At 66.6% G+C, this 16078-nt stretch carries 11 protein-coding genes; 3 read left to right on the top strand and 8 right to left on the bottom strand.

The features are described 5' to 3' along the window. Window positions 1-4 precede the first annotated feature (4 nt). The 5 genes from BLS55_RS06775 to BLS55_RS06755 all read right to left on the bottom strand — a co-directional run bounded on the left by BLS55_RS06775 (window position 5) and on the right by BLS55_RS06755 (window position 7124). The gene (locus tag BLS55_RS06775) at window positions 5-2506 is read right to left on the bottom strand and encodes an MFS transporter (RefSeq protein ID WP_092153663.1); all 2502 of its coding nucleotides are present in this window, start codon (window positions 2504-2506) and stop codon (window positions 5-7) included. 330 nt (window positions 2507-2836) lie between these two features. Further along, entirely contained in the window at window positions 2837-3940 is a 1104-nt protein-coding gene (secF, locus tag BLS55_RS06770; RefSeq protein ID WP_092153661.1) for a protein translocase subunit SecF, read from the bottom strand. An 18-nt stretch (window positions 3941-3958) separates the two neighbouring features. Further along, window positions 3959-5542, bottom strand: a complete 1584-nt coding sequence (gene secD / locus BLS55_RS06765) for a protein translocase subunit SecD (protein WP_092153659.1) — start codon at window positions 5540-5542, stop codon at window positions 3959-3961. Between the two features lie 215 nt (window positions 5543-5757). Further along, entirely contained in the window at window positions 5758-6117 is a 360-nt protein-coding gene (gene yajC / locus BLS55_RS06760) for a preprotein translocase subunit YajC (RefSeq protein ID WP_257243165.1), read from the bottom strand. Window positions 6118-6326: 209 nt separating this feature from the next. Then, window positions 6327-7124: an alpha/beta hydrolase gene (locus BLS55_RS06755; RefSeq protein ID WP_092153655.1), complete on the bottom strand. Its 798-nt coding sequence runs from the start codon at window positions 7122-7124 to the stop codon at window positions 6327-6329. A gap of 156 nt (window positions 7125-7280) precedes the next feature. Between BLS55_RS06755 and BLS55_RS06750 the strand changes: the two genes are divergently transcribed. Then, window positions 7281-8600, top strand: coding sequence for an amidohydrolase family protein (locus tag BLS55_RS06750; RefSeq protein WP_092153653.1), 1320 nt, complete (start codon window positions 7281-7283; stop codon window positions 8598-8600). A 437-nt stretch (window positions 8601-9037) separates the two neighbouring features. Here BLS55_RS06750 and BLS55_RS06745 read toward each other — a convergent pair whose 3' ends face one another. Then, entirely contained in the window at window positions 9038-11284 is a 2247-nt protein-coding gene (locus tag BLS55_RS06745) for a putative bifunctional diguanylate cyclase/phosphodiesterase (RefSeq protein WP_257243164.1), read from the bottom strand. Window positions 11285-11510: 226 nt separating this feature from the next. Between BLS55_RS06745 and rimO the strand changes: the two genes are divergently transcribed. Continuing rightward, window positions 11511-12842 (top strand): 30S ribosomal protein S12 methylthiotransferase RimO, encoded by a 1332-nt coding sequence (gene rimO, locus BLS55_RS06740; protein ID WP_092153651.1) that lies wholly within the window; start codon window positions 11511-11513, stop codon window positions 12840-12842. 104 nt (window positions 12843-12946) lie between these two features. On the opposite strand, the gene BLS55_RS06735 is transcribed toward rimO, so the two are convergent. Further along, window positions 12947-13834 carry a flagellin N-terminal helical domain-containing protein gene (locus tag BLS55_RS06735; protein ID WP_092153649.1) on the bottom strand — a complete coding sequence of 296 codons (888 nt, stop codon included), beginning with the start codon at window positions 13832-13834 and terminating at the stop codon, window positions 12947-12949. Window positions 13835-14318: 484 nt separating this feature from the next. Between BLS55_RS06735 and BLS55_RS06730 the strand changes: the two genes are divergently transcribed. Continuing rightward, window positions 14319-14837 carry an Hsp20/alpha crystallin family protein gene (locus BLS55_RS06730; protein ID WP_257243163.1) on the top strand — a complete coding sequence of 173 codons (519 nt, stop codon included), beginning with the start codon at window positions 14319-14321 and terminating at the stop codon, window positions 14835-14837. A gap of 311 nt (window positions 14838-15148) precedes the next feature. Here the strand turns inward: BLS55_RS06730 and BLS55_RS06725 are convergent, their stop codons facing one another. Further along, complete coding sequence (locus tag BLS55_RS06725) at window positions 15149-16033, bottom strand: flagellin N-terminal helical domain-containing protein (protein ID WP_092153647.1); 885 nt, start codon at window positions 16031-16033, stop codon at window positions 15149-15151. Window positions 16034-16078: the final 45 nt, after the last annotated feature.

Genomic DNA, 16078 nt, shown 5'->3' with positions numbered 1-16078 from the left:
CCGCTTACTCCTTGCGTCCCACTGCGGACAGAACAAAAAAACAGAACGCGGCGGCGCAGAATCCCACGCCAAGCGGAAGCAGCCCCCTGACCCCGCCCTGAACGGCCAGGACAGCGCCGAAAGCCACAGGGCCAAGCGTCTGCCCCAAGCGTTCGCAGATGCGGCAGGCGCCGCCCACCAGACCGGCGTCCAGACTGCGGGCCGCAGGCAGGCTCAGAACAAAAACCAGCAGGCTGGAGGCCAGCAGGCATTGCGAAATGCCGGTGAGCACTACGGCCAAGGCAAAGCCGGGGTAGCCGGGCAGCAGAGAGGCGCAGAGCAGGGCCAGCCCGGCGCAAAGGCCGGTGGCGGCCACAAACGGCCTCTGGCTGCGGCATTTGTCGGCCAGTGCGGCAATGCCCGGCCCCAGGCAGACAAAGCAAAAGCCGTAGAGCATGAACAGGCGGCCGATGTCGGACTGGGCCACGCCGCCGCGCTGGAGCAAGGTGGGCACAGCCAGATAGAGAAAACCCGTAAGGCACATGGAAGCGGGCAGCGATACGCAGAGCACGGGCAGAAGAAAACCGGGGGCCGCGGCGAGGCGGGCGAGCGTTTTCCATGCGCTGCCCGCAGCGGGCGCCGGGCAGGCCGCGTTCTGCGGCAGGGGCTGCGCGGGCGGCGTCCGCGGCGGCAGGAGGCGCAGCAGACAGGGCGGCAGCAGGAGAAGCGCGGCGGAGACCTTAAACGTAAGGGCCGCGTCAAAGAGCTGGCAAAGCATGGCCCCGCTGGCGCTGCCGCAGATGCTGCCGGCAAAAACTGCGGCATAGAGCCCGGCCAGGGCGGCCGCCCGGCCGCGGGCCGATTCCAGCGCGCCCAGTTGCCCGGCCATGAGGGCCATGCCGAAGCCCACGCCAGAGAGCAGCCTGCCCAGGGTAAACAGGGCGATGTGCTGGGCCAGGGCGCAGAGCAACGCGCCGGCCACGGCGCAGGCGAAGGCCGGTCTGCAGCAGGCCCGCCAACCGGAACGGGCGTTGCGCAGGCCCACGACGGCCAGCCCCAGCCCGGCAGCCGCCGCTTCCACCGAGATGGGCAGGGCGTTGCGCAGTTCCGGCGGCACAAAGGGGATGCTTCCCGGCAGGGACGCGGCAGCCAGCGGGATAAAGGAAAGCACCATGTCGTAGCCCAGAAAAAAGAAAAAAGTCATGGCCCGGATGACCACCTCGCGCCGGGACGCGGCAGCAGCGTCGGCTATGCCGGTTGCGGCGGGGGTACGGGCAGGCGGGCCTGCGCCCTGCGGGGCGGCCCTTTGCGCGGCGCTCCCCAGCCCGATTGCCCCCAGAAAGGACGCCAGCTCGTGGAGCAAAAGCAGAGAGACGGCCAAGGCCGTGCCCAGGTCCAGGGCGGCTTCGCGCACAGCTCGGCGGATAAAGGCGCTGTCGGGCCAGAGCAGCAGGGCCGCAGCCTCAGTTCTGCGCACATTGGCCGAGGGCCAGTAACGCCAGACCGGGATGCGCAAAGGGCGCGCGGCCGTAGGCGCGCCCCAGGCGGCCAGGGTCCGGCCCTGTTCTTCCAGGGCCGCGGCGCCCAGCTCCGGGGCGGCTTCCACCCGACGCCGCAGCAGGTCTTCCCACGGGGTCAGGCCTTCCAGGCGCACGCCCTTATGGACCAGATTTTCCAGATCCGCCGCCAGCACGCCGCCGGAAACGGACAGGGCCCGCTGCACAGAAACGTCCAGAAAATGCTGCAGGGCAAAGAGTGCGGCCACAGTAAGCACAACCTGCGCGCCGCCCACAATGCAGAGCATCCGGCGGCGCAGCACGCGAGACAGGTCTTGCCGGTCCTGACGATCCGCCAGGCGGCCCATCCAGCCCATGAGGGCGAAGCAGGCGGTCAGCCCCAGGAACAGCAGCGCCGCCACAGCGGCCTGGACAAAGGTCCGGCTCTGGCCAGAGATCTGGGAGTCGCTCACAGAAGCCAGCAAGCGCCCGGCGGGGCGGCCCCCCACGCCCACGAGTTCATAGCCGCGCGTCCAGACGTCGCCTTCCAGCCGCCAGCCCAGAAGGGTTCTGGCCTTCGGGGCCGCCGCTTCGCCCGCCTGCTCCAGAGACCGCTCCGGGGCGGCGGAGGGCTGCTTGGGGGCCGCAGCCGCCGCTGCGGAAAGGGGCGTTCCCTGGGCGGCGTCCTGTGCTGTCACCACCCGCCCCGCAGGGTCCAGCACGGTCAGGCGGCGCAGGCCCGGAGCCGTGTCCATGGCATTGACCAGCTTGTCGGTCAGGGCCGGGGAAGGGGCCATAGGCCGACCAAAGCGGAGCTCCCGCGCCACGGCGTCGGCCAGTTGCCCGCTTGCCAGGCCGTAGGCCCGCAACAGGCTTTCACTGGTAAAGGCCCGCAGCAGGGAGGCGGCGAGCAGCAGGCTGAACAGCATGCTCACCGTGAACAAAGCCAGGGAAAGCCCCCCTGCCCGCAGAAGGGGGGCCTCCTCCGAAATTTTTTGTCTGAATGCGGCCGTGTCGATGTGGATGGGCATGATCGTGGCGCGCCCCCCTGAGGCTGCGGACGCGGCGCAACCGCCTGGTGCTGTTTTTCCGGGACGTAGTGCCGGGCCGGGGCCGCGCCCTGGCCAGAGGCCAGCCGCAAAGGTGGCCGCTTGCCGTGGCGCGCGCCCGCGTCCCCGCCAGGTTGCCGCCCGCGCAACGGCAGTGCAGGGCTTACAGTATTGCAGCGCTATGCATAGATGAAGAATGCATAAAAGACAACTGACGCGCCGCCCTGCAGATGTGAGGATGCGACAAAAAAGCCGCCGATGTCCGGCAATCCGGACATCGGCGGCTTTTGTCCGCGCCTGGCGGCAGGGCGCTTACACGACGCCGTGCTCGCCGGGGCGCACATACTGCCCCTTCTTCTGCACCAGGCCGACGTAAAACGCCGTATCGCCCAGGGCCAGCAGCACAGCCGACGAAATGTAGACGGAGGAGGCCGTGCCCACCACCACGCCGATGAGCATGGTCAGGGCAAAGTCGTGGATAACGCCGCCGCCCAGCAGGAAGAGGGAAAGCGTGGCCAGAAAGGTGGTGCCGCTGGTGAGGATGGTGCGCGAAAGCGTCTGGTTGACGCTGCGGTTGATGAGCGCCGCCATGTCCATGTGCGGGTCGGCGCGCAGATTTTCGCGCAGGCGGTCGTAGACGATAATGGTATCGTTGAGGGAATAGCCCACCAGGGTCAGCAGGGCGGCCATGACGTTGAGGTCAACTTCCACCCCCATGAGGGCCAGCAGGCCCACGGTGATCAGCACGTCGTGCAGCAGGCCCACCACGGCGCCCAGGGCGAAGTTGAGGCGCAGCACCAGGCAGACCGCCAGGGTGATGCCCAGAGAGAGCAGCACCAGCCAGCCCATGCCCAGCCCCGTAAGGCCCACCAGGTACATGCCGCCCCAGAGGGCGGCGGCCATGGCCGCGCCCGCCATCCAGCGCTGCTCAAACCGGCCGGAAATGTACACGGCAATGAGCAGGATAGAATAGTAAAGGGCGCTCAGGGCCTTGTTGGTCAGATCCGCGCCCACCTTGGGGCCCACGATCTCCAGGCGGACGATTTCCGCCGGGTTGTCGGGGAAAGCCGCGGCCAGGGTTTCGTTCACCGTGCTGCGCAGCTGGGTGGCGTCGGCGTTTTCCGCCTTGGAGAACCGCAGCAGGTAATCGCGGCCGCTTTCACCGTAGCGCTGGGTGGTGATGCCGGGCAAGGCCGGCACGTCCAGGCTGGCCTTGAGGTCTTCGTCGCTCACCGGCTTTTCAAACTGCAGCTGCACAATAACGCCGCCCGCGAAGTCGATGCCCATCCTGAGGCCGTTGCCCCACACGGCGGCAATAAGCCCCACCAGGATGAGCAGGGCGGAAATGCCGTAGGCCCAGTGGCGAAAGCCGATAAAATCAATCTTGGTGTCGTGCTTGATAAAACTCAGGCCCATGACGCTGCCTCCCCGGCGCTAGATGCTGATGCCTTTGGGGCCGCAGTGGCGCGCCCATTCTTCAAAAATGGACCGTGAGACAAAGATGGCCGTGAACATGGAGGCCATGATGCCCAGGCCCAGGGTGACGGCAAAGCCCCGGATGGGACCGGTGCCGAACTGGTACAGGATGACGGTCACGATGATGGACGTAAGGTTGGAGTCCGTGATGGAGATGGCCGCGCGGTCAAAACCGGCGCGCACCGCCGCCAGCGGCGTGAGCCCCAGGCGCAGCTCCTCGCGGATGCGCTCGTAAATGAGCACGTTGGCGTCCACGGCCATGCCGATGGTCAGCACGATGCCCGCAATGCCGGGCAGGGTGAGGGTGGCCCCGAAGGCCCCCATGCCCGCCATGACGATGAGCATGGTGAAGCAGAGCATGAGATCCGCGATGAGGCCGCTCAGGCCGTAGTAGACGGCGATGAACAGCACCACCGCCGCCGCGCCCACCGCTGCCGCGCGCATGCCGCTGTCAATGGCCTCCTGCCCCAGGGAGGGGCCCACGGTGCGCTCTTCCAGCACGGAGACCGGGGCGGGCAGGGAGCCCGCGCGCAGCACAATGGCCAGATCCTGGGCCTCGGCTGTGGTGAAGCTGCCGGAAATGCTGGCCCGGCCGCCGCCGATGCGCTCCCGGATGACCGGGGCGGAATAGACCTTGCCGTCCAGCACAATGGCCATGCGCCGCCCCACGCTCTCGCCCGTGACGCGCTCAAAAATGCGGCCGCCGCGGGCGTTGAAGGTCAGGGTCACATAGGATTGGTTCATATTGTCAAAGGCGGGGCGGGCGTCGGCCACATCCTCGCCCGTGAGCATGGCGTCCTTTTCCACGGCGATGCGCGCCTCGCGCTGCTGGCCCTGACCGGGGTTCTTTTCCAGCAGGGGCAGCGCCACCACGCCGGGGGGCAGCACGGCTTTGCCGGGGTCCACGTCGTCGCGCACCAGGTGGAATTCCAGGTGCGCGGTCTGGCCGATGATCTGCACGGCGCGGCGCGGGTCCGAAATGCCGGGCAGCTGCACCTGAATGCGGTTGCCCTCCTGCTTGCGGATATCCGGCTCGGCCACGCCGAACTGATCAATGCGGTTGCGGATGGTGCGCAGGGCCTGATCCAGGGCCAGGCCTTCCAGGCGCTTCACTTCCGCATCCGTAAAGCGGGCCACATAACGCAGCTGCCCGGCGTCGCCCTTCTGGGGCTCGCCCACATGCAGCTGCGGAAACTGCTTGGCCAGAAGCTCGCGCAGGGCGGGCTCGTTTTCCGCCCTGGGCAGCAGAAATTCCAGGGAGGTGCCGCCCACCACCCGGGGCCGCAGCACCACGATTTTTTCGTCCTGGGCCACGCGGCGCAGATCCTGGCCGGCCAGGGCCAGGGAATTGCTCACGGCCTTGGCCACGTCCACGCCCAGGGTCAGGTGGATGCCGCCTTTGAGGTCAAGACCCAGATTGATTTTGCTCTTGGGCAGCACACCCTGCAGGGCAGGCCCCACCACGGGCACGCTGGGCAGGGTGTAGACCAGGGCGAGGACAAATACCAGGATGGACAGGGACAATCGCCAACGCAGACCCATCGTTCACCTTCCGCTGAAACGTTGCGCCAGGAGCGCTCAACGCGCTCATGGGCGTGCTGGCCGCGGCCGCGCCGGGCGCGCCAACGGCAAAAGCCCCTGAACCGGACCGTCCGGTCCGGCCCACGGGCTCCACATGCGCGCTGCCGCGCGCGGCCGCAACAACCGCCCCGCAAAGGGGGCGGCAGGGCCGCGAGAGACCGGCGCCGCAGTGCGGTTTACTTCTTTTCTTCTTTTACGGCGTCTTTATTGCCGCCCTTGCCGGGCAGAAGACCGCCGACGGCCCCGCGCGAAACGCGCAGTTTGGCCTCGCCGCATTCCAGCAGCACCTGCTCGTCGTCGATTTCAAGGATGCGCCCCAACAGGCCGCTGGAGGTCACCACATGGTCGCCGCGCTTGAGCTCCGCGAGCATCTGCTTGTGGGCCTTGGCCCGCTTCTGCTGCGGACGGATGAGCAGGAACCAGAAAATGGCGAACATGATGATGAGCGGCAAAAACTGCATCAGCATATCCGTACCGCTGGCGGGAGCGCCGCCGGCCTGGGGCGTGCCCATGGCATACGCTAGGGATTCAAACAAAACGCACCTCCAAAATCGGTGGACGGGCACAAGGCCCGAAGGACTGCCGCACCCGCGAGGGCGGCAAGGCCCGGCGCGGTCTGCGCGTTATACCAGCGCATTTCTATATACGCTGCAAGGCAATCTGGCAAGCCCCGCAAGCGCGCTTTCCGCGCAAAGGCCGGCCCGATGCGGCAGGGCGCGGCAACGGCGGGATAGCGTGGCGCGCTTTACGCGCAAGGGGCTGCGCTGCCGGGCCCGCCGCTCAGGGAACGGGCAAACTCCACGGCCAGAGCCGCGACGGTTTCCCGGCTTTCCCTGTGGCTTATGGGCAAGTGCCCGCCGTGGGGGCTGCGCACCGGCAAAAGATGCAGGCGCGTGGGCGCGGCGGCCGCGCGGCGCGCCAGATACCAGGCGTTGTAAGGATGGCAGCTGGCGTCGCTCCACAACTGGATAACGCAGAGCGGCGCGCGGAGCAGCCCCAGGCCCCGGCGCACCCTGGCCTGCGCCTGCGCCATCTGACGCAGATGGCGCAAGGAGCAAACCGTCTCAAAGCCCCGCCAGGGCGCGACGGCACGGGAGGCCGCCGAACGCGGCGGCAGGCGCAGCACCGGGGTCAGGCGACTCCAGAGCGGCAGGGCCAGGCAGCGCCAGCCCACGGTAAAAAAAGGCCGCCAGTGGTGCAGAAACAGGGGCGTCGCCACGGCCAGCAGCCCAGCAGGCGCAGGCAGCTCCTCCCCGTGCGCCGGGGCTTGCGCCGCGGCCTCCACGGCCAGGTCCAGAGCCAGCAGCCCGCCCAGGGAATACCCGCCCAGCAGCGTGGGCCCCTGCGCCGCGCAGGCCGCATAGGCCGCGCGGGCCGCCGCCCGCCACTGCCCATACGCGCTGGCCAGCCAGGCCGCTTCGCTCGCGCCGTGGCCCGGCAGCAGAGGCGTGCTCACGCGCAGGCCCGCCGCCGCAAGGCGCTGCGCCAGCGGCGTCAGCTCATCGGGCGTGCCCCCCAGCCCATGCAGCAACAAGCATTCCATGCAAAAACCGCCTTGTTCCAAGCGCGCCGGCACCCCCGGACGCCCCTTGCCAGCCCGGCGGGCAGCCGCTAAACTGCGCCCCGGCGGGTCGGACGCCCCAGCGCGCCGCGCTTTCCCGCAGCGCGCCCTGCAACAATCCTGCGCAAAGGAGATCCCATGCGCCAGTGCGACATTCTGCTCCATGCGGCCGTCATTGTCACCCAGGACGCCCAGCGCCGGGTTCTGGAGGATGCCTCCCTGGCCGTGGAGCGCGGCCTGGTGGCGGAGGTGGGCCCGCGCGCGGACCTGACCGCCCGCTGGCGGCCGACGCGGGAGCTGGACCTGGGTCGGGCTCTCCTCCTGCCCGGCCTTGTCAACGCCCACACCCATGCGGCCATGACCCTGCTGCGCGGCCTGGCGGACGACATGCCCCTTATGGACTGGCTTAACCAGCGCATCTTCCCCGTGGAGCAAAAGCTCACGCCTGAGATGGTTCGCCTGGGCTGCCTCCTGGGCTACGCGGAAATGCTGCGCACGGGCACTACGGCCTGCATGGATATGTACCTTTTTGAAGAAAGCGTGCTCCAGGCCGCCCAAGAGGCCGGGCTGCGCTGCACCGGCGGCGAAGCCGTGTTCGCCTTTCCCTCGGCGGCCTGCGCAGGCCCCGAAGCCGCCCTGGAGGCCACGCGCGCCCTGGCCGCAGCCTGCGAAGGCCAGGACCGCCTGCGCGCGGCCGTAAACCCGCACAGCGTCTACACCACCACGCCGGAAATCCTCGCGGCCTGCCGCGACCTGGCGGCGGAGCTGCACCTGCCCCTGCACATCCACCTGGCCGAAACCCCCACCGAAACCCAGCTCTGCGTGGGCGCGCAGGGCCTGCGCCCCGTGGCCTACTGCGAGCGCCTGGGCCTGCTGGACCTGCCCTGCACCCTGGCCCATGTGGTGGACGTCACCCCCCGCGAGCTGGACCTCCTGGCCCGCAAAGGGGCAGCCGTGGCCCACAACCCTTCCTCCAACATGAAGCTGGCCTCCGGCGCGGCCCCCGTGGCCGCCATGCTGGAGCGCGGCATGGCCGTGGGCCTGGGCACGGACGGCGCGGCCAGCAACAACCGACTGAATATGTTTACGGAAATGGGCCGGGCCGCCCTGCTGCACAAACTTACCGGGCACGACCCCACCCTGCTGCCCGCCGGGCAGGCCCTGGATATGGCCACCCTGGGCGGGGCCGCGGCCCTGCACGACCCGCGCCTGGGCGCACTGGCCCCCGGCATGGCCGCAGACTGCGTGGCCCTGGACCTGGACGCCCCCAACCTGCTGCCCCTCTACAACCCCGTCTCCCAGCTGGTCTACGCCGCCACGGGCATGGAAACCCGCCTGACCATGGTGGGCGGCGAAATCCTGTACCAGGACGGCCGCTTCACCCGCTTCGATTACCCCGCCCTCTGCGCCGCCGTGCGCGACATGCGCCGCCACATCCTCCGCGCCGCCGGAATATAGGGGGAAGTTTTTGTGGGAGAAGACGGTGTGGTGGGGGAAGGGGGAACTTTTGAGCGCTGCTGTCTTCGCCCGTAACTAGCGCTGCTGTCTTCGCCCGTAACTTCCTTCGTCGTAACGGGCCAAGCTCCTTCGTCGTAACGGGCCAAGCTCCTTCGTCGTAACGGGCTAAGCGGACCAAAAGCTCCCCACGCCCCCCATCCCCTTCAAAAAACGCTTCTCCCCTCAGAGCAGATTAACTTTGAGAATAGGCATCCTCAAAGTTTAAGGCACGCTCGTTTCGGCGCTTAACAGCGCAAATAAATTGCGCTTACGCCTCCACAGCGGGCGTCTGCTCACGCAGCCGTCAGGGCATTTCAAAGTTAAAATGCCCTGGTGGCGCGACAGGCGCATCCTGAAGGACGGATTTGCACAATTGAAGGGCCGCCTGCGGCGGGCCGTCAATATTCATGGTAAGGACGTTCTTCGCTCAGGGGCAGGCCCAGCCGCCGGGCGTCCGCCTCCAGAGCGGGATCCACCCAGAAGGCCTTCTGCTGCACAAAGCTCAGCACCTCAAACTCCGGCGTGTCCACCGGGCGGGAGTAGTAGTAGCCCTGGGCGCAGTTGCAGCCGCAGTTGAGCAGAAAGCGGGCATGTTCCATGGTTTCCACGCCTTCGGCCACTACTTTCATCTGCAGGTCGCGGGCCAGGGCAATGGTGTTGCGGGCCACGATCTGCCCGCGTTCGTTGTCCGTGCCGTCGCTGATGAAGGTGCGGTCCAGCTTGACGATGTTGAAAGGCAGGTCGCGCATGGTGCTCAAAGAGGAATAGCCCGTGCCGAAATCGTCCATGGAGAAAACAAAACCCGCCGCCTGCAGCTCGTACATAAGGCGGATCAGGGCAGTTTCATTGGCAAAAAAGGCGCTTTCGGTCAGCTCCAGCTCCAGCAGGTGCCGGGGCAGGCGGTAGGCGTCCACCAGGTTGATGAGCTTGCCCGGCAGCTCCACATCGTTGAAATGCAGGCGCGAGACGTTGACCGAAACGGGCATGGGCTGGTAGCCCTTGTCCAGCCAGCTGCGCAGGGTGCGGCAGGTCTGATCCCAGATGTATTCGTCCAGCCGCACGATAAAGCCGTTGCGCTCAAACAGGGGCACAAAGCGCCCCGGCAGGATGAGCCCGTCCGTGGGGTGTTCCCAGCGCACCAGGGCCTCGGCCCCCACAATGCGGCCGCTGGAAATCTCCACCTTGGGCTGCAGATAGAGTTTGAACTGCCGTTTTTCCAGAGCGGCGTACATCTGATCGGTAATGTAGCTTTCGTCGTGCAGGCGCTTGCGCAGGGCGTCGTCATAGAAGGCGAAGTTGCTGAGGTCGCTGCCTTTGACCGTTTTCTGGGCCAGATAGGCCCAGTCGCAGAGCACATGGGCCGGGGTGCGGCGGTTTTCCACCTGGCAGACGCCAAAAAAGAGCTTGACCCGGAAGGTCTCCGAATAGTGCTCCAGCCGACGGGACAAAGACTGCATGAAGCGCAGCAGCCGCTCCGTGTCGCCCGCAAGGCAGACGGCAAACACGTCCGCCGTAAGCCGGGCAAAGACCTCCCGCCCCGGATCCAGGCGCTGGCGCACCAGCCGGGCAATGACCCGCAGCAGCCGGTTGCCTTCCTCCAGCCCGAAACCTTCGTTCAGGGCCTTGAAACCCGCCACGTCAAACCGCAGCACGGCATAGGGCTGGTCAGGGCTTTTTTTGAGAAGGGTTTCCACCTTTTCAAAAAACGTCTGCGTGTTGTAGGCTCCGGTCAAGGGATCCAGCTCCGCGCGCTGGCGCAGGGCCTGCTCCGAGCGGGTGATGGCGTCCACATCGTTGAGCGTGCCGATAAAGCGGTCTCCGGGTTCGCCGTCGGCCAGGGCCGTATAGGTCACCTTGCACCAGATGAACTGGCCGTCGCGCCGCCGCAGGCGCACGGTGGTCTCGCCGGATTTGATGCCCAGGGCCAGGCGCGAAAGGCAGGCGTCCAGGGCTGGGCTGTCGCCGGCAAAGAGCACGCCGTCCTCCTGCCAGACGTCAAAGGGGATGCGGCCGTCGTAGTTGCCCGCCAGCAGCTCCGGGATGCGGTGGCTCAGGTAGTTGAGCTCCGCGCCGCGCCACTCAAAAACCAGGGTGCGGGTGTGGTCCACCACAGCCTTGTAGCGCAGGCTGTCCAGCTTCTGCCGCTGCAGCATCTCGTTCTCGCGCTGCAGCACGACGGCCCGCTTGCGCTCCTCCACATCCTCCACCCCCATCAGGTACAAAGGCTGCGCCTCGTGGGGCGGCTGGAGGCGAAAAACCATAACCCTGGCCCAGCGGTATCCGCCGGCAGCGCACTTCTTGCGCACGTCGGCGCTGACAAAGCCGCGTTTTTCGTCCATGTCGGCCAGGGCTGCGGGATTGAGCAGGGCGTCAAAGGCGGCGCGGTCTTCGGGGTGGACGTAGTTGGCTCCCACATCCTTCAGCAGGGCGGCAAGCCCCCGGTCAATAGTCGGCGTAACAAAGACGTCGCTGCTGCGGTAGAGCTCCCGGCACTGGTCGCGGGCGAAGTCCAGAACAAAAATTTCATCGTACACGCTGCGCAACACGCCGGCGTAGCAGTGCGACGTCATGTTCTGGACGGAAAGGCAGGGCATGTTCGGCCCTGCGCTGCCGCAAGGGATGGGTTCGTCAGCCGTGTGTTTCATGCTGCGGGTTCACCTTTTTGCAAGACCGCGCCGGAAAGTGCAGAAACGAAAAAACGCCGACGGCAAAAAGAAACCCTGCGCCCGCCCCGCCGGGCCGACGGCGCGCAACAATTCCCCGGCAACGTCAGCATGGGAATCAAAGTACCCTAACACCAAGCGCTTCCCTTGGCAAACCGCCTTCGCGCCACGGGGTGACAAGGGCGCGCGCGCTCTGTACAGTGCCCCCATGACCACACATTTTCGTCCTTCTCGTCCGTTGCAGGTCTGGTCCCTGAGCTTGGGATGCCCCAAAAACAGGGTGGACAGCGAACGCCTGCTGGGGTCGCTGGGCGTGCCCATCGCCCAGGCCGCGCACCTGGGCCGCGCGCGTCTTGTCTTCATCAACACCTGCGGCTTCATTGCCCCGGCCGTGCGCGAATCCGTACGCGCCGTGCTGGACGCCGCCCAGCACCTGAAACGCTGCAAAAACAAACCCTTGCTGGCAGTGGGCGGCTGTCTGGTGGGCCGCTACGGCGCGGCGGAGCTGGCCAGAGAGCTTCCGGAAGTGGACCTCTGGCTGCCCACGGCGGATCTGCCCCGCTGGCCCGCCCTGCTGGCCCAGGCCCTGCGCCTGCCGCCGCCTCCGGCGAATCCGCCCCACGCAGGGCGGCTGCTCTCCACCGGGCCCTCCTACGCCTGGCTCAAAATCGGGGAGGGCTGTCGCCACCGTTGCGCCTTCTGCACCATCCCGTCCATCCGCGGCGGGCTCAAATCGCTGCCGGCGGAGCGCATTGAAGCCGAGGCCCGCGCCCTGCTGGCCCAAGGCGTGCGGGAGCTCGACCTGGTGGCGCAGGATCTGACCTCCTGGGGGCTGGACCTGGGCCTCAAGGAGGGCCTGCCCCGGCTGCTGGAGCGCCTGGCCGGTCTGGAGGGCCTGGCCTGGCTGCGCCTGCTCTACCTTTACCCCACGGGGGTAACGCGCGACCTGCTGCGCCTGCTGCGGGAGTGGGGCGCGCCCCTGCTGCCCTATCTGGATATTCCCCTGCAGCACGCCCACCCTGAGGTGCTGGCGCGCATGGGCCGCCCCTTTGCCCAGGATCCGCAGCGCGTGCTGGACCTGGTGCGGGAAGAGCTGCCCCAGGCCGCGCTGCGCACGACCTTCATTGTGGGCTACCCCGGCGAGACCCCGGCGCAGTTTGCAGCCTTGTGCCGATTTGTGGAAAAAAACCGCCTGCAGCATGTGGGGGTCTTTGCCTATCAGGCGGAAGAAGGCACCCCGGCCGCGGCCCTGCCGGACCAGGTTCCCACGGCCCTGCGCGAGGAACGCCGCGCGGCGCTTATGGAAATTCAGGCCGACATCAGCGAGGAGCTGCTGGCCGCCCAGGTGGGCGCGCGCCTGCCCGTGCTGGTGGACGCCCCCCACCCGGAGTGGCCGGGCCTGCACCAGGGCCGGGTCTGGTTTCAGGCGCCGGAGGTGGACGGCATCACCTATGTGAGCGGCCCCGGCGTTGCGCCGGGCGCCATGCCGGAATGCGATATTGTGGAGAATACGGCCTACGACCTCACGGCCCTGGCCTGACGGCATATCCCCGAAGGGCGGAAGCCTTCGGGGATATGTGAGGTCGCGTGCGGCGTGCGTCCTCAGCCCGCCAGGAGCCGTCATGTCCCGAAGGACACGGCCGTTTAGCCGCTGATGAGCTGCATGGCCATCTGCGGCATGCTGTTGGCCTGCGAAAGCATGGCCACCGCGGACTGGGTGAGGATCTGATTACGCACGAAGTTCGTCATTTCCGTAGCCACGTCCACATCGGAAATGCGCGATTCCGCCGCCTGCAGGTTTTCCGCCTGCGTAGTCAGGTTGCTGATGGTGTTTTCCAGCCGGTTCTGCAAAGCGCCCAGGTGCGCGCGGATATTATCCTTGGAGACCACGGCGTTGTTAATGCCCACCAGGGCGCTCTGCGCGGCCTGCTGGGTGGAAACCGTGTACGCCAGGGAATCGGTGCCCGCGCTGTTGCCCACACCCAGGGCCGAGGCCGTGCTCGTGCCAATCTGGATGTAGTAGTAGTCCTCGGCCGAGTCGTTCATGGTCCCGAAGTGGATCTTCATCTTGCCTGTAGAGGAGAGGCCTGAGCCGTCGTGGTCCTCGCCGGACAGGTTGCCGTTGAGCAGATGAATCCCATTGAAGTCCGTGGCGTTGGCAATACGGGTGATTTCCGAAGCCATGGCCTGGTACTCCGAATCGATCATGAGCCGCTGGGTGGAGTCGTACGTGCCGGTGGCCGCCTGCTCCGCCAGCTCCTTCATCCGGGTCAGCTTTTCGTCGATGACGCCCAAGGCACCGTCGGCGGTCTGGATGAGGGAAATGGCGTCGTTGGCGTTGCGCACGCCCTGCTGCAAGGCGGAGATGTCCGTCCGCATGAGCTCGCGGATGGCAAGGCCCGCGGCGTCGTCCGCCGCAGAGTTGATGCGCAGGCCTGTGGACAGACGCTGGGTTGAGGTTTGCAGATTACTGTAGTGGTCCGTCAGCGTATTGGCCACGTTGGTGGCCATCTGGTTGTTATTAATATACATAACATTCCTCCTTGAATGTGCTGTCAGCCCGGCGGCGCACTGCGCGCGTCCGCTTCCGTGCGGACTGCCGCCGTTGTGGCCCGCCTGCGGCGGGCCCCTCCCTCCGGGAGCCGGGTCGCACTGCCCGCGCCGCGCCGGTTCCGCTGCCGGCCGCGCCAGGCGCGCTCCCCCATTAAGGGCGATGGACGCTCCGTTCGTGGCCCCGGAACGGCAAGTTTTGCCCCCAAACCTGCATGTTGGACTTAGCAGAATCCGTGCCAGATTCCTCCCCTTTCCCTGCGGCATCCCGCTCGGCGGCCTTGCCCGCCCCGCGCCCGGCAATGCGCGCCAAGGCCCTGCGGCTTCCCCCCCCCGCCTGGGCCCGCACCGCGCAAGGGCAGCGTCAAGAAGCCGGCGGCCGCACACAAAACTTTTCCACAACCACTTGACGAAGATAAAGCATGTTTTATCTATTGGATAGCAAGATTTACACAGGAGGTTGGTCATGATGGCTAACACAATGCATCTTCCCCGTCGTTGGTTCGCGCCGCGTGAGCCCGCAGCCCCGGCAGCGCCTTTCAGGGACGATATGGACAGAATTTTTCAGGCCATGTTCAACGGCATGGCGGCCCCGTGGGACGCCATGAACGACATGCTGCCCTTCTGGCGGCACCAGAAGGCGGAAACCGCCCTCTTGCCCGATATGGATCTGACCAGTGACGACAAGGCCTACACGCTGCGCATGGAACTGCCCGGCGTGGAGCCGGAAAACGTTACTGTGGAGGTGCGCGACAACGCGCTGGTCGTTTCCGGTGAAAAAAAGCGGGACAGCGAGGAAGAGAAAAAGAACCAGCATGTGATGGAACGGGTTTACGGTTCCTTCCAGCGGGTACTGGCCCTGCCCGACGATGCGGATGTGGCGGGCATTGCCGCCACGCACAAAAACGGCGTGCTGAGCGTGAGCATTCCGCGCAAAGCGCCGGCTGCGGCCGAACGCAAAACTATTGAAATTACCAGGGCCTGAGCGCCCCCGGCAGCCTGCCGCCAGGCCGCCGGGGGTTCTTTGCAGCCCCCTGGAGCAGAACGCCTTTGAGCATATGCCTTCGCAAAGATTGCGGCACGCTCGTTCCGGCGCTTAGCAGCGCGAATAAATTGCGCTCACGCCTGCACGGCGGGCGTCTGCTCCCGCAGCCGCCCGCCGGCTTTTATGACAGAACCGCCTTGACAAAAAACAGATTCCCGGCCCGCAAAACGGGCCGGGAATCTGTTTGCCGCGCGCCTTTCCCGGCGGCGAGGCCTTGGGCGGGCTTGCGCCCGCCGCCGCGCGCGCCGCGCTTAACTGATGAGCGAAAGCGCCATCTGCGGCATGCTGTTAGCCTGCGAAAGCATGGCCACAGCGGACTGGGTGAGGATCTGATTGCGCACGAAGTTCGTCATTTCCGTAGCCACGTCCACATCGGAAATGCGCGATTCCGCCGCCTGCAGGTTTTCCGCCTGCGTGGTCAGGTTGCTGATGGTGTTTTCCAGCCGGTTCTGCAAAGCGCCCAGGTGCGCCCGGATGGCGTCCTTGGAGACCACGGCGTTGTTAATGCCCACCAGGGCGCTCTGCGCGGCCTGCTGGGTGGAAACCGTGTACGCCAGGGAGCTGGTGCCCGCGCTGTTGCCCACACCCAGAGCCGAGGCCGTGCTCGTGCCGATCTGAATGTAGTAGTAGTCCTCGGCCGAGTCGTTCATGGTCCCGAAGTGAACCTTCATCTTACCCTTGGAGACCACGCCTGAACCGTCGTGGTCGTCGCCGGAAAGATCGCCGTTGAGCAGGTGGATGCCGTTGAAGTCCGTGGCGTTGGCAATACGGGTGATTTCCGAAGCCATGGCCTGGTACTCCGAATCGATCATCAGCCGCTGGGTGGAGTCGTAGGTGCCGGTGGCCGCCTGCTCCGCCAGTTCCTTCATTCGGGTCAGCTTTTCGTCGATGACGCCCAAAGCGCCGTCGGCGGTCTGGATGAGGGAGATGGCGTCGTTGGCGTTGCGCACGCCCTGCTGCAGGGCGGCAATATCCGTGCGCATGAGCTCGCGGATGGCGAGGCCCGCGGCGTCGTCCGCCGCGGAGTTGATGCGCAGGCCTGAAGACAGACGCTGGGTTGAGGTTTGCAGGTTGCTGTAGTGGCTTGTCAGCGTATTGGCCACGTTGGTGGCCATCTGGTTATTATTGATATACATACATTCCTCCCTGAATGCTGCATGTGCCGGGCGGCGCGAAATGCC

It is taken from the genome of Desulfovibrio legallii (assembly GCF_900102485.1).
In the GTDB taxonomy this organism is placed as follows: domain Bacteria; phylum Desulfobacterota; class Desulfovibrionia; order Desulfovibrionales; family Desulfovibrionaceae; genus Desulfovibrio; species Desulfovibrio legallii_A.
This window is presented reverse-complemented; position numbering and strand designations above follow the sequence as displayed.